Below are 12,841 nucleotides of genomic sequence, written 5' to 3' on the forward strand. Positions count from 1 at the left end.
CGGCTCCATAATACAACTTGGCGGCGCACCCATGGCATGCGTTCTTGACGGGTGCGCGATCTACCACCTACAACCGGTGGTCACTGGGGATGATCGCATTGCCGCTCGTCGAGATTACCGCTCACCAAATTCTTGCCTCTCGCGGCATACCCAACGACGCGAAGGTGTGGCCGAGTCGGGAGCAAAGCGGCAACAGGGTGGAACCTTTGGCCCAGCCCCATTTTGATGTTCCGTTCCGCCTGGTCCCAGGAGAGAATGTCTTCACAATTGGCTCCTGCTTTGCTCGGAACGTTGAGGCTAAGCTCCTCGATTTTGGCTACAAGCTCCCGGCCTTAGAAATCTTCAAGCGAGAGGATTTCGCCAAGATCGGTTCAAGTGCTCTGAATAACTACGGAGTACCGTCGATCTATCAAGAACTAGCGTGGGCCCTCGATCCATCGTTCCCCTTCGTGGCAGAAGCCAACTTCAGCGAAGTTTCTCCCGGCAAGTTTGTCGATAATCATCTGCCCATTGGCATCCGGCCTGCGGCAATTGAGGATGTTGCCGGCCGCCGCGAGGCGGTGCGCCAAGCGATGGGGTGCATAAAGAATTGCCGGGTCGTGATCATCACCCTCGGACTAACCGAGGTTTGGTACGATAAGAGGCATGCACTTTACATCAACACCCGTCCGCTCATTAGCTCGTTGAGGGCCGAGCCAGATCGCTATGTGTTGCGAGTGCTGACCTTTGACGAAACCATAGGCTATTTGCGCAAAATCGCCGACGTCATCGACACCTTTGGCCGTTCCGAAACTCAAATCATTTTGACGGTTTCGCCGGTGCCTATGAGTTCTACTTATCGGTCTGTCGACGTAATGGTGGCCAATACTTACTCCAAGAGCGTTCTCCGTACCGCCGCCGAACATCTGGTTGCGGAGCGTTTGAACGTTCATTACTTCCCGAGCTACGAAAGCTTCGTGCTATCCGATCGCAATCGTGCCTTTAAGGACGACATGATTCATGCTCGGCGGGAACTCATCGACCTTAACGTCGGTCGCATGGTGAACGATTACTCTCGTCAAAAAGCGAACTCCCATGCTGACAGCAGCACCAACACGAACAGCACAGATGCAGCGACTTTTCTGGCGCACATCAAAGAGGCAACCGCGAACAATCCCGTCTTGAAGTGGCATCTTCTTGAGAAGGGCTACGCTCACCACAAAAATGACTTCGCCTATGCGAGAACCTACATTCAAACAGCCCTTTACCGAAAGGCGTGGGAGCTGGCCAGAGTGGCGCTTAATGAAGCACCGGGCCAATGGCCACCGCTGCAAAGAGAACTCCTCGAAGCCGAGCTTCTGATTGGAGAAGAAAAGCTCACCAATGCGAAGGCCGTACTTCAGAACCTCAAACTAGGCGAACTGAGCAAGTTAAATGCAGACGCGCGCCGCGCATACTTTCTTCTAGTGAAGGTCAACATCGGATTGAAGAACATGGACGCGGCCCATGATGCGGCTGTCGTGTACTCGCGGGAAATCGCCAAGCGTGGCGGGCGCAACCTCGTATTCGAAATATTGGCGCGCGGTTACAAGGATGCCGATCGCTTGGAAGAAGCCGCTCACTACTATGCCCAAGCCCTTGAAGTCAGCCGCACTGACCTTGTGATGCTCGACTATGCAGACGTTTTGACGAGACTGAAGCGATTCAAAGCTGCGCACACAATACTTTCTTCAGCGTTCTGCGAGAATGTCAAACTACGCCGACGGAAAGAATTACTCCTGACATTGATCCCAGCAGATCTCGCTTAGCAGGCTAAATCGTCCCTGCATGGGGCAGTAGGCCACACGAAGACAGCAGTGCGTGCCGCGCGTCTCTAGTCGGCCGGATAGATTCCGTGCAGGACCGTATCGAAGTGATCCTCGATCGCGGTGGTGCAGCTGCAGGATTTTCCCCGTAGCGCGGTCTCGTCGTTCACCTTGAAGACGCCGCGCCGGGTCTCGATGATTCCCTGCTCGCGGAACTGGCGCACCACGCGGGTGACGAAGGTGCGGCCGGCGCCCAGCATCTGTGCCAGCTGATCCTGCGTCATCTGGAATTCCGAACCGCTCGTGCGCGCCATCGCCGCCAGCAGCCATTTCGCCGTCCGCTGGCTGATCGTATGCGAGGCATTGCAGGCCGCCGTCTGGAAAACCTGGGCCAGCATGCAATCGGAGTAACGTGAGAACCAGTGGCGCAGCGCGATGGACTCGAGCTTGGCCGACTCCAACGCCGACGTCTTGATGCGCAGGAACCGTCCGCTGGCGCGCACCTGCGAGGTGGCAAAGGCCGGGAGCCTGCCGTTGGAAACCACCCCGCCGATGGCGCCCTCGCGCCCGACCAGTGCGACTTCGATGTTCGAGCCGCTCTCCTCGACCCAAACGCAGAAGCTCGCCATCGCCGCGCCGCACGGGAACCACGTCTGCACCACGTCTTCACCGGCCTTCTGGAGGATATCCTTTGCCTCCAGATCCACGACCACCATGTGCGGCGCCAGTCGCTTGCGATCGTCTTCCTTCAGGATGGCCAGGAGCGCGTTGCCAAGAAGATCTTCCGCGGTAGGTGCAGTCATTGATCGAATCTCCCGACGAGGTCACGCGGACTGTCGACTTGTGGACCGACGCGATGCGTCAGCCATGGTACCGAACTCGCCGCTTACGCGAGGAGAGGATCATAACGAAGTGAGTGCGTCGCTCGACGCAAAATCCGTCCTGGTTGTCGAAGATCAATTCCTGATCGCCATGGATGCCGAACAGGCCTTGCAAAAATCGGGGGCCGTCGATGTGCGCCTGGCTTCATCCGTTCAAGACGCACTTCGGATTCTCGCAAGCTTCACACCGGACGTCGCCGTCCTGGATTTCGTCCTGAGCGACGGTACCGCGATCGAGGTCGCGAAGGCGCTGACGGAGCTACAGGTGCCGTTCGTGTTTGCGACCGGCTACGGCAGCGACGTGCCGATACCGGCGCCGTACAGACATGTTCCCGTCGTGCGAAAGCCGTTCAGTGCCGACGATCTGGTGTCGCAACTCAACCTGGCCATTGCAGCGGGTCCCCGGAAGACCTGACTAGAGCAGGCCGTTGTCGCGGACGTACTTCGCGATCTCCTGCGAGATCAGCTCGTGGGCGGCCCGGTTCGGATGGCCGTCGCCGACGATGTAGAGGTTGATGCCCTTGTCCCTCTCCCGCTGGAAGGCTTCGGTGAGGTCGAGCAGCCGGGTGTCGCCCACGACGCGCTGCAGGGCCTCAGGCGCCGAATAGTAGTTCGTCGGCAGATAGACCACGAGAAGCTCGGCATCGATCTCGTCGGCCGACCGCTGCATCTCGCGCAGCAGGAATGCCAGCGCCTCTTCCTTCTTCTCCTGGCTCGGCGTGCTGTAAGCGGCGCGGCCATATTCGATGCGGCCGCGGATCACGTCGATGCCGTGCGACAGCCACGTCAACGGATTCATGAAGTCGCCGGCGAGATGGCGCTGGAAGCGCTGGACGCCGTTGCTGCCCGGCGGAGCGATCAACGGCTCACCCGCCTCGTTCCACGCGACATGGGAGGCGCTGAAGCAGAACGGATAGTAGGACGGAAGGCACGGCATGACGTTGCGTTCGAAATGGTGCGCAATGATCCCGTAGACGATGAGCTTCGGCGCGAGGTCGCTGTTGCGCCGCAGGATCTGCAGCGATTGGGTGGTGCCGTAAGCAGCCATCGCGAAGTTCGAAACGCCGGTATCGAGCTCGCGCGCCAGGTGCCGGGCGTAGGTGTCCTCGTTGGGCAGCGCATAGCCCCAGGTGAACGAATCGCCGATCGCCAGCACATCGACCTGCTCGGGGCTGCGTTGGCCCGGCCCGTCGACCCGGGCGCCGCGGTCGTCGGTGTAGATGTCGAAGGCGAAGGTCTGGCGGTCGCGCACCGCAGGATAGATGCGCCGGGCGTGCGAGCTGGGATTGGCGGTGGCGCCGATCTCGGGATCGAAAACCAGGAGGCGGTCGCCTTCCGACAGCAGCGGAATGCTGGGAATGGTCAGATAGCCGGCGACGGCAATGCCCACGAGGAGGCTGACGGCGGTCGACGCTACCGCCAAAAGAACGGTCTTCCTGACTTTACGCATGATCCCTGGCGAGATGGCTCGTTCGTAGTTAGCCGGCGTCCCGGCGGGAAGGCAATGCAGCGTTTCCGCGCGCCCTCTCGACGCCAGACCGCGATGCGCCTACACCACGGACAAAATCAGGCAGACCCTCGTGAACACTCGTCTCTATCTCATCTCCCCCGCCCTCATCGAACATCCGTCGATCTTCGCTGACGAGCTGCGCGCCGCCCTCGACGGTGGCGACGTCGCGGCCTTCCAGCTCCGGCTGAAGGACGTTTCCGATGACGCGATTGCCCGCGCCGCCGACACGCTGCGCCCGATCTGCCAGCAGCGCGACGTGGCGTTCATCATGAACGACCGGCCCGATCTCGCGGTGAAGCTCGACTGCGACGGCGTCCATGTCGGCCAGGACGACATGCCCTACGCCGAGGCGCGCCGCATCGTGGGGCCGAACCGCCAGGTCGGCATCACCTGCAAGGACTCGCGGCACCTCGCCATGGAAGCGGCCGAAGCCGGCGCCGACTACGTGGCCTTCGGCGCGTTCTTCACCTCGACGACCAAGCAGGTCACGACTCCCGCCAGCCTCGAGATCCTCGAATGGTGGACCGAGATCATGCAGGTGCCCAGCGTGGCGATCGGCGGCATCACGGTCGAGAACTGCACGCCGGTGGTGAAGGCCGGCGCCGACTTCCTCGCCGTCGCTGGCGGCGTGTGGAACCACAAGGACGGTCCCAAGGCGGCCGTGCAGGCCTTCAACGAGATCTTCGCGGCACACCCGTCAGCGAACGGGTAACCACAGAACGTCCTCGATGTGGGGCGCGCCGGTCGCCAGCATCACCAGGCGATCGAAGCCCAGAGCGATGCCGGAACAATCCGGCAGGCCATGGTCGAGCGCCGCGAGGAAGTCGTCGTCGACCGGCCAGCGCACGCCGTAGAGATTTTCCTTCTGGTCCATGTCGGCCACGAGCCGTTCGCGCTGGATTTGCGGATCGGTGAGTTCGCCGAAGGCATTGGCCAATTCGACACCACAGACATAGAGCTCGAAGCGCTCCGCGACCCTGGGATCGCCGGGCTTGGCGCGCGCAAGGGCCGCCATCGAGATCGGATACTCGCAGAGGATGGTCGGCCGGCCCATGCCGAGCCGGTGCTCGATCTTCTCGAACATGATGCGGAAGAACACGTCTTCCCAACTGTCGCCGGCATGCATGGCGACGCCCGACGCGCCGGACAGCGCCTCGGCATTGCCCAGCGTCGCGAACAGGTCGACGCCCGCGTACCGCACGAAGGCGTCCGGCACCGTCAGCCGCTCCGGCTCGGCGAAAGGATCGCAGGTGTGGTCGCCCCAGCGCAGCTCGCGAACACCGAGCGTGGCCAGGAGCGACGCGCAATCGGCCATGATCGTCTCGTAGCCGACTCCCGCGCGATACCATTCGAGCATCGTGAATTCGGGATGATGCAGCGCCGAGCCCTCGGCATTGCGGAACACGCGCGCGAACTGGAAGATCTTCGGCAGGCCACCGGCCAGCAGCTTCTTCATCGCGAACTCGGGCGAGCTGTGCAGCCAGCGTTCGCGCGCCTCGCCGTCGGGCAATTCCCATTCCGTGGCGAAGCCGGTGAGATGGACCTCGGCGCCGGGCGCGGCCTGCAGGATCGGCGTTTCGACCTCGATGAAGCCCTCATTCGCGAACCACTGACGCATCGCCGCCAGCACGCGTGCACGCGCCCGCAGATAGGGCAGACGCCGGGAGAGCTTGTCGGGACGCCACTCGGTCATGTCGGACCATCGCACGCAGGCGACACCACGTGTAGGGTGTCGCGATGACGCCTGCCCAGGTCGATGCCTATTGCCGAAAGCTGCCGGCCGCGACGCGGACCGTGCAATGGGAGGGCGTCACCGTGTTCAAGGTCGGTGGCAAGATGTTCTGCCTGATCGGGCCACCCGGCCATTCGGTGGCGCGCATCTGCTTCAAATGTCCGCCGGAGCATTTCGAGGCGCTGTCACATGCCAAGGGCTTCAAACCGGCGCCCTACCTGGCCCGTGCGAAATGGGTCGCCCTCGAGGATCCGTCGGTCCTGACGCCGGCCGAGACCCGCGCTTACCTGAAGCAGGCGCACGCGGTCATCGCGGCGGCCCTGCCGAAGAAGAAACAGGCCGAATTGGGCCTGAAATAGCCCCGAAAGGCCCCGGATGGGCCGGTTGCGACCCCGGGCTGCCTTTGATAGAAGGCCCGCGCCGGCCTCGTCCCGCCGCCAGCGGGAGAGGCCGAATTCCATTCATCCGAGACAGCGGTAGGGCCGGGTAACTCCATGAAAGTCCAAGTCAATTCCATCCGAGCCGGCAACGTCCTCGAGTACAACGGCAAGCTCTGGGTCGCCTCCAAGGTGCAGCACATCAGCCCCGGCAAGGGCGGCGCGTTCGTGGCCATCGAGGCCAAGGCGCTGCGCGAGGGCAACAAGCTGCAGGAGCGCTTCCGCTCGGGCGAGACCATCGAGCGCGTCCATATCGACGAGCGCGAGTGCACCTACCTGTTCAAGGACGAGAACGGCTTCACGTTCATGGACAAGGAAACCTTCGAGCAGCTCGTGGTCGGCGCCGACGTCCTCGACGAGGACCAGTCGCGCTGGCTGCAGGACGGCATGGAAGTGACCGTGTCGCTCTATGAAGGTACCCCGGTTGGCGCCGAGCTGCCGAAGACCGTCATCCTCGCCGTCACCGAGGCCGACGCCGTGGTGAAGGGCCAGACCGCCTCCTCTTCCTACAAGCCGGCCATCGTCGAGGGCGGCATCCGCGTGATGGTGCCGCCGCACATCGGTGTGGGCACGCGCCTCGTGATCAACACGGAAGAAGGCACCTACATGGAACGCGCCAAGGATTAGGCGCGTACCCGTGGCCCTCCCCACCAATCGTCCCCCGCGCGAGACCCCGGTCGCCCGCGTCGGCCGCGCCCCGATGGGCGAGGCCCGCGAACGCTCGGGCCCGCCCGAACGCAAGTCGCTGGCGCAACGTTCGGCCACGATCACCGTGATGATCCGCGCCGCCTTTGCCGCGGCGAAGAATCTCAAGCGCGACTTCGGCGAAGTCGAGCATCTGCAGATCTCCGAGAAGGGTCCCGGCGACTTCGTGAGCCACGCCGACATCAAGGCCGAGCGCACCCTGCGCGCCGAGCTGTCGCGCGTCCGCCCCGACTACGGCTTCCTCGGCGAGGAAGGCGGCGAGACCAAGGGCGACGGCCGCAACCGCTGGATCGTCGATCCGCTCGACGGCACGACCAACTTCCTGCACGGCGTCCCGCACTTCGCCATCTCGATCGCGCTCGAGCGCGAAAAGGAGATCATCGCGGGCGTCATCTACCAGCCGATCTCCGACGAGCTGTTCTGGGCCGAGAAGGGCAACGGCGCCTATATCGACACGCCGAACGCCCGGTCGCGGCGCCTGCGTGTCTCGGGCCGCAAGGACCCGGCGCGCGGCCTGATCGGCACCGGCATTCCCCATATCGGCAAGGCCAACCACGCCGCCTATCACGCCAAGCTGGCGGCCGTGACCGAACGCACCGCCGGTGTTCGTCGCTGGGGCGCCGCCGCGCTCGACCTCGCCTTCGTGGCGGCCGGTCGCTACGACGCCTTCTTCGAGTTCGGCCTCGCGCCGTGGGACGTCGCCGCGGGCATCCTGATGGTGCGCGAAGCGGGTGGCATCGTGGGCGACATTGCGGGCCAGCCCTACGAGCTGGGCGGTCCGTCGATCCTCGCCAGCAACTTCGGTCTGCGCGACCCGATGGTCGAGATCCTGAGCAAGGCCTAACGGCCCTTCAGGATATCGCGCGCCAGGCGCGCGACCGTGCGCGCCGCGAGTGTCACCGGTCGCTGCGTGCCGACGGCCAGCCAAGTCGCCTGTTCCAGGGTCGGCTTGACGATGCGCGATGCCGCGAAGGCGGAGCCCGCCATCTCGCGCTCCACATAGGGGCGCGGAAAGACCGTGCAGAGGCCGCAGCGCATGACGGCCTCGCGCAGGATCGCCGACGAGCTTCCCTCCAGCACGAAGTTCAGCGACACGCCAAGACGCGCGGCCTGTTCGCTCATCACCGTGGTCAGGCCGTTCGGCCGGACAGGCCCGCACAGCGCCACGCCGTCGAGCGCGCGGAACGGAACGTCCTTCTGCTTCAGCGAGGGATGCCCCTTCGGACCGACCAGCATCATGTCGCAGCGGGACACCAATTCGGCGCCGCGGACCGCGCCGCGGCGGTAGCGATTGAAGATCGCCACTTCGACCTGGCCGTTGGCGATCCACGCCTCGATCTGTCCGCTATAGGCTTCGTGTACGCGCAGGCGGATGCGGGGATAGGCCGCCAGCACCTTTGCCGTCAGGGCGCTGACCAGCGGCTGCGCCCAGCCCGGCACGACGCCGAGATCGACACTGCCCACCGGACTGGCGCCCTCGCCACGGGCCTCGGCCGCAAGCTGCTCGGCCTCCGCCAGGACTGCCCGCGCACGTGGCAGCAGCGCCTCGCCCAACTCGGTCGGCTTCACGCCGCGTCCGGTGCGATGAAACAGGCGACCGCCCAGTTCCTTTTCCAGGGCCGAGACCTGACGGCTCAGCACGGATTGCGCCACGCCTTCGGCCGCCGCCGCGCGACTGAAGCCGCCGCCATCGGCCACGCTACAAAATGCCCGCACGCCTTTCAGGTCCATCGCCGCTCCGTTTGAAACCGGCGACACGAGTGTAGCGGCCGCGATGTGCCTGTCGTGTGCGCATTCGTCCGCAGCTCCATGGCCGCGAGCGGTTGAGCCTCAAGATTCCATTCGGTATGGTCGATTGCCAAATCCCTTGGAAAGGCAATTGGTTATGCCCCCCTCTTCGGTCGCTGCACGCAGCCTGGCTCTCGCCGTGATCGGCGTCGGCGCTGCGTCGTTTGCGGCCCAGGGGCAGAACGTCACCGCCTTCAATCCCTATTCCGGCGTCGGCCTGCCGGGCGGCAGTCCGGTCCCGCAGCAATACGCTCCCCCGGTCGTCTCTGCGCCCGCGAACGTGGCGGGACCGGCCGCGGGTCCGGCCTTCAATCCCTGGTCCTCTCGCGGCCCGGCGCCCGCGGCGCCGCAGACCGCGACGGCCGCTTATGCGGCTCCCTCTTCCAGCCCGGCCGCCTCGCTGCCGCCGCCCCCGCCCGGACCGATCGCGAGCCGCGTCATCGCCGTCCCGGAACTGCCAACGAAACGCAAATCGGCCGCTGTCCAGAAGGCGAGCGCTGCACCGATACCCGCGGCCAAGCCCGCGCCCAAGGCATCGGCGCCAGCACCGGCCATCGCGGCACCCGCTCCCGTTCCGGCGGCGAAACCCGCTCCAGCCATCGCAGCCGCGCCCGCCGCTCCTGTGGCAACGCCGACTCCCGCACCGGTGCCACCGGTTGCTGCAGCACCTGCCGTGACAACGCCGCCGCCGGCTCCGGCCGTCGTCGCTCCACCCGCAGCGCCGCCCGTGGCGACAGCGCCCGCCCCTGCGCCCACACCGGCTCCGGCGCCGCCCGCGGCCCCCGAGCAGAAGATGGCGGCGCTTGCCCCGGCGCCCGCGCCACAGCCGCCGGCTCCTCCGGCACGCGCGCCCATCGCTGCGACGGTCGCCTTCACCGCCCAGTCCGCCGAACTTTCGGATGCGTCCAAGCTGGAACTGGATCGCGTTTCCAAGGCCATCCTCGATCGCGGCCCGCGCCAGGTCGAGTTGCGCGCCTTTACCGGCAACGGCGATCCGGCGGATCGCAAGATCTCGCTGGCGCGCGCGCTGATCGTGCGCACCTACCTGATCGACAAGGGCGTGAAAGCGAAGATCGAAGTCGCCGCCTTCGCCGGCGACGGCAACGAGCGGGTCGAAATCCTGGTGCCCAACACATGATCGCCAGCATGCGGCTCACCGGCACCGGGAGATGGCATGAGTAATCCGCTTCCGTATCTCGTCCGCATGCTGCTGTTCCTGGCGGTGGTGGCCTGCATCGCCTACCTCCTCCACCATGACCTGCTGCGCGTGTTCATGAACACGCCGATCCTCAACAGCGTCATCGTCGGCGTCCTGGTCATCGGCATCTTCTTCGTCATGCGCCAGGTCATCGCGCTGTGGCCCGAAGTGCGCTGGCTTCGGCGCTTCCAGCATCGCGAAGCCGGCGCCCCGCCGCTCGACACCAGCTCGATCGAGCTGATGGCGCCGATGGCCGCCATGATGGGCGAACGCCAGGACAATTTCCGCCTGTCGCCCACGGCAACGCGCGCCATGCTCGACGGCATCGCCAGCCGCCTCGACGAGCGGCGCGAACTCAGCCGATACATGATCGGCCTGCTGATCTTCCTCGGCCTGCTCGGCACCTTCTGGGGCCTGCTCGAGACGATCGGCGCGGTGGCCGACGCCATCGTCGGCATGCAGGTGACCGGCGGCGATGCCGTGCAGATGTTCGCCAAGCTGAAGCAGGGTATCGAAGGGCCGCTCAAGGGCATGTCGACCGCCTTTGGCGCCTCGCTGTTCGGCCTCTCCGGCTCGCTCGTGCTGGGCTTCCTCGAACTGCAGGCCAGTCAGGCGCAGGGCCGCTTCCATACCGAACTCGAGGAATGGCTGGCCGGCGTGACGCGGCTCTCCAGCGGCACCCTGCAGACCGAAGGCGATCAAGGCGTCTCGGCCTATGTCGAGGCGCTGCTGGAGCGCACCGCCGACGGTCTCGACGATCTCGCCCGCACGCTGCGCCGCAGCGAGGAAGGCCGCGAACAGGCCGCCGCCGCCAATTCCGCCCTGGTCGAGCGTCTGTCGGCCCTGACCGAAAGCATGCGTTCGCAGCAGGCGCTGCTGGCGCGGCTCGCCGAGCAATCGATCGAGCTGCGCGGCACGGTCGCGCGCCTGACCGAGCGCAAGCCGGAGACTGATAGCGACGCGCTGCTGGCGCACCAGCGCAACCTCGAGGCCGGCCTCGCCCGGCTGATCGACGAAAGCGTGCGCAGCCGCACGGCGCTGGCCGACGAGCTGCGCGGCGAGTTCCGCCTGCTCGCCCGCACCATCGCCTCGACGCGCGGCACGACGCCGCCGGGCGAAGGCTAACCGCCATGGCGGCCGCATCCCGCCGCCGCGGTGGAGGAGGCGCCGACTACACGTGGCCGGGCTATGTCGACGCGCTGACGACATTGCTGATGGTGCTGATCTTCCTGCTGTCGCTGTTCAGCGTCGCGCAGTTCACGCTGACCGACACGCTGAGCACCCGCGACAGCGCCATCGATGCCCTCAACAAGCAGCTCGGCAACCTGGCCAGCGTGCTGTCGCTCGAGAAAGCCGCGAGCGATGGCCTGAAGCAGGACCTCGAGAAACTCACCCTGCAGCTCCGCCAGAGCCAGGCCGAACGCGACCGGCTGGGTGCGGATCTCACGACTCAGCGCGGCGCGGCCGATGCGCTCAAGATCGAGCGCGACGCCCTCACCGAGCGCCTGACCTCGATGCTGGCGGAGCGCGACCGGCTCGCCTCCTCGCTCGAAAGCTCCAACAAGGAAGCGGCCGCCAAGGCCGGCGACCTGCAGAAGGAGATCGAACGCCAGAGGCTGGAGCTCACGCGGCTCGCCGCTTCGCTGGCCGCCGCCAACCAGGACAAGGGCAAGCTGTTCGGCGACCTCACCGAGGAGCAGAAGCTCACCGCCGAGCAGAAGGCCGCCGTGGTGCGCCTCACCGCCGAGCTGGCGGCCCTCAAGGACGAGCTCGCGCGCCTCAGTACCGCGCTCGACGCCGCCGACGTGAAGGCCAAGGACCAGCAGGCGCAGATCGTCGATCTCGGCCAGAAGCTCAATCGCGCGCTGGCCAGCAAGGTCGAGGAGCTGGCGCGCTACCGGTCCGAATTCTTCGGCAAGCTGCGCGAAGCTCTGCGCGGGCAGCGCGACGTGCAGATCGTCGGCGACCGCTTCATCTTCCAGTCCGAAGTGCTCTTCCCCTCGGGCTCGGCCAAGCTGCAGGAAAGCGGCGAGAAGCAGCTCGCCAGCGTGGCCAAGCGCCTGGTCGAGATCGCCGCCACGATCCCCAAGGACATCAACTGGGTCCTGCAGGTCGACGGCCACACCGACAACAAGCCGATCAGCAACGCGACTTATCCATCGAACTGGGAACTCTCGGCCGCCCGCGCCATCGCCGTTGTGAAGTTCCTGAACAGCGAGGGAATCCCGAACAGCCGTCTCGTGGCGGCGGGCTACGGCGAATACCAGCCGCTCTCGTCCACCGACACGACGCGCAACCGGCGCATCGAGCTGAAGCTCACCAACCGGTAAGGCCGGCTCCTGGCTCGGGCCCTTCGAGCCTGGCTCAGTTCCGGCGTTCGGGAATGCGGGCGATGACCTTGATCTCGAAATCGAAGCCGGCCAACCAGGTCACGCCGATGGCGGTCCAGGTCGGATAGGGAGAGTCGCCGAACGCTTTCTCTTTCACTGCCATTACCGCCGGGAACTGGGCCTCCGGGTCGGTATGGAAAGTGGTGACATCGACGACATCGTCGAGTGTGGCGCCCGCCGCTTTCAAGACAGCCGACAGATTGTCGAACGCCCGCTGCACCTGTTGCTCGAAAACAGGTTCCGGCGAGCCGTCTTCCTTGCTGCCGACCTGCCCCGAGACGAAGAGCATGTCGCCTGAGCGGACAGCCGCGGAATAGCGGTATTTTTCGTAGAGGGCCTGCCGGCCCGCGGGGAAGATCGCTTCGCGTTGGTTCATCTTTCGCTCCATTGATATACGCTCCGTATGTCAGCATATG

14 protein-coding genes are annotated in these 12,841 nt (G+C 65.3%); 9 read left to right on the forward strand and 5 right to left on the reverse strand.

Annotated features, from left to right (window positions below; all coding sequences use genetic code 11):
- Window positions 1–98 precede the first annotated feature (98 nt).
- Window positions 99–1,787 (forward strand): GSCFA domain-containing protein, encoded by a 1,689-nt coding sequence (locus AC1RP5_RS14655; RefSeq protein WP_493111634.1) that lies wholly within the window; start codon window positions 99–101, stop codon window positions 1,785–1,787.
- A 65-nt stretch (window positions 1,788–1,852) separates the two neighbouring features.
- Here AC1RP5_RS14655 and AC1RP5_RS14660 read toward each other — a convergent pair whose 3' ends face one another.
- Entirely contained in the window at window positions 1,853–2,587 is a 735-nt protein-coding gene (locus AC1RP5_RS14660; RefSeq protein WP_493111636.1) for a Crp/Fnr family transcriptional regulator, read from the reverse strand.
- A gap of 109 nt (window positions 2,588–2,696) precedes the next feature.
- Between AC1RP5_RS14660 and AC1RP5_RS14665 the strand changes: the two genes are divergently transcribed.
- Window positions 2,697–3,080, forward strand: coding sequence for a response regulator (locus AC1RP5_RS14665; RefSeq protein WP_493111638.1), 384 nt, complete (start codon window positions 2,697–2,699; stop codon window positions 3,078–3,080).
- Here AC1RP5_RS14665 and AC1RP5_RS14670 read toward each other — a convergent pair whose 3' ends face one another.
- Entirely contained in the window at window positions 3,081–4,115 is a 1,035-nt protein-coding gene (locus AC1RP5_RS14670) for an SGNH/GDSL hydrolase family protein (protein WP_493111640.1), read from the reverse strand. It lies immediately after the preceding gene.
- A gap of 130 nt (window positions 4,116–4,245) precedes the next feature.
- Between AC1RP5_RS14670 and thiE the strand changes: the two genes are divergently transcribed.
- Window positions 4,246–4,887 carry a thiamine phosphate synthase gene (gene thiE, locus AC1RP5_RS14675; protein WP_493111642.1) on the forward strand — a complete coding sequence of 214 codons (642 nt, stop codon included), beginning with the start codon at window positions 4,246–4,248 and terminating at the stop codon, window positions 4,885–4,887.
- On the opposite strand, the gene epmA is transcribed toward thiE, so the two are convergent.
- Entirely contained in the window at window positions 4,873–5,868 is a 996-nt protein-coding gene (epmA, locus tag AC1RP5_RS14680) for an EF-P lysine aminoacylase EpmA (protein ID WP_493111645.1), read from the reverse strand. The genes thiE and epmA overlap by 15 nt on opposite strands.
- A gap of 44 nt (window positions 5,869–5,912) precedes the next feature.
- On the opposite strand from epmA, the gene AC1RP5_RS14685 reads away from it, so the two are divergent.
- The 3 genes from AC1RP5_RS14685 (at window position 5,913) to AC1RP5_RS14695 (ending at window position 7,893) form a co-directional block, all read left to right on the forward strand.
- Window positions 5,913–6,266 (forward strand): MmcQ/YjbR family DNA-binding protein, encoded by a 354-nt coding sequence (locus AC1RP5_RS14685; RefSeq protein ID WP_493111647.1) that lies wholly within the window; start codon window positions 5,913–5,915, stop codon window positions 6,264–6,266.
- Between the two features lie 135 nt (window positions 6,267–6,401).
- The gene (efp, locus tag AC1RP5_RS14690) at window positions 6,402–6,971 is read left to right on the forward strand and encodes an elongation factor P (RefSeq protein ID WP_493111649.1); all 570 of its coding nucleotides are present in this window, start codon (window positions 6,402–6,404) and stop codon (window positions 6,969–6,971) included.
- A 73-nt stretch (window positions 6,972–7,044) separates the two neighbouring features.
- Window positions 7,045–7,893, forward strand: a complete 849-nt coding sequence (locus AC1RP5_RS14695) for an inositol monophosphatase family protein (RefSeq protein WP_493113366.1) — start codon at window positions 7,045–7,047, stop codon at window positions 7,891–7,893.
- On the opposite strand, the gene AC1RP5_RS14700 is transcribed toward AC1RP5_RS14695, so the two are convergent.
- The gene (locus tag AC1RP5_RS14700; RefSeq protein ID WP_493111651.1) at window positions 7,890–8,780 is read right to left on the reverse strand and encodes a LysR family transcriptional regulator; all 891 of its coding nucleotides are present in this window, start codon (window positions 8,778–8,780) and stop codon (window positions 7,890–7,892) included. The genes AC1RP5_RS14695 and AC1RP5_RS14700 overlap by 4 nt on opposite strands.
- Window positions 8,781–8,934: 154 nt before the next feature.
- Between AC1RP5_RS14700 and AC1RP5_RS14705 the strand changes: the two genes are divergently transcribed.
- From AC1RP5_RS14705 to AC1RP5_RS14715, 3 genes are read left to right on the forward strand one after another with little or no spacing between them, the layout of a single operon-like run.
- Window positions 8,935–9,975 carry an OmpA family protein gene (locus AC1RP5_RS14705; RefSeq protein ID WP_493111653.1) on the forward strand — a complete coding sequence of 347 codons (1,041 nt, stop codon included), beginning with the start codon at window positions 8,935–8,937 and terminating at the stop codon, window positions 9,973–9,975.
- Between the two features lie 36 nt (window positions 9,976–10,011).
- Entirely contained in the window at window positions 10,012–11,160 is a 1,149-nt protein-coding gene (locus AC1RP5_RS14710; protein WP_493111655.1) for a flagellar motor protein MotA, read from the forward strand.
- Window positions 11,161–11,165: 5 nt separating this feature from the next.
- Complete coding sequence (locus tag AC1RP5_RS14715) at window positions 11,166–12,365, forward strand: peptidoglycan -binding protein (protein ID WP_493111657.1); 1,200 nt, start codon at window positions 11,166–11,168, stop codon at window positions 12,363–12,365.
- Between the two features lie 34 nt (window positions 12,366–12,399).
- Here AC1RP5_RS14715 and AC1RP5_RS14720 read toward each other — a convergent pair whose 3' ends face one another.
- Window positions 12,400–12,801: a RidA family protein gene (locus AC1RP5_RS14720; RefSeq protein WP_493111659.1), complete on the reverse strand. Its 402-nt coding sequence runs from the start codon at window positions 12,799–12,801 to the stop codon at window positions 12,400–12,402.
- Window positions 12,802–12,841 lie beyond the last annotated feature (40 nt).

Source organism: Reyranella sp. GW821-FHT12G01 (genome assembly GCF_058806575.1).

What these genes read in the sequence shown, in the direction of transcription:
- AC1RP5_RS14660 (WP_493111636.1), bottom strand. Translation starts at nt 2,587, where the DNA reads ATGACTGCACCTACCGCGGAAGATCTTCTTGGCAACGCGCTCCTGGCC.
- AC1RP5_RS14670 (WP_493111640.1), bottom strand. Translation starts at nt 4,115, where the DNA reads ATGCGTAAAGTCAGGAAGACCGTTCTTTTGGCGGTAGCGTCGACCGCC.
- epmA (WP_493111645.1), bottom strand. Translation starts at nt 5,868, where the DNA reads ATGACCGAGTGGCGTCCCGACAAGCTCTCCCGGCGTCTGCCCTATCTG.
- AC1RP5_RS14685 (WP_493111647.1), top strand. Translation starts at nt 5,913, where the DNA reads ATGACGCCTGCCCAGGTCGATGCCTATTGCCGAAAGCTGCCGGCCGCG.
- efp (WP_493111649.1), top strand. Translation starts at nt 6,402, where the DNA reads ATGAAAGTCCAAGTCAATTCCATCCGAGCCGGCAACGTCCTCGAGTAC.
- AC1RP5_RS14695 (WP_493113366.1), top strand. Translation starts at nt 7,045, where the DNA reads ATGGGCGAGGCCCGCGAACGCTCGGGCCCGCCCGAACGCAAGTCGCTG.
- AC1RP5_RS14700 (WP_493111651.1), bottom strand. Translation starts at nt 8,780, where the DNA reads ATGGACCTGAAAGGCGTGCGGGCATTTTGTAGCGTGGCCGATGGCGGC.
- AC1RP5_RS14705 (WP_493111653.1), top strand. Translation starts at nt 8,935, where the DNA reads ATGCCCCCCTCTTCGGTCGCTGCACGCAGCCTGGCTCTCGCCGTGATC.
- AC1RP5_RS14710 (WP_493111655.1), top strand. Translation starts at nt 10,012, where the DNA reads ATGAGTAATCCGCTTCCGTATCTCGTCCGCATGCTGCTGTTCCTGGCG.
- AC1RP5_RS14715 (WP_493111657.1), top strand. Translation starts at nt 11,166, where the DNA reads ATGGCGGCCGCATCCCGCCGCCGCGGTGGAGGAGGCGCCGACTACACG.
- AC1RP5_RS14720 (WP_493111659.1), bottom strand. Translation starts at nt 12,801, where the DNA reads ATGAACCAACGCGAAGCGATCTTCCCCGCGGGCCGGCAGGCCCTCTAC.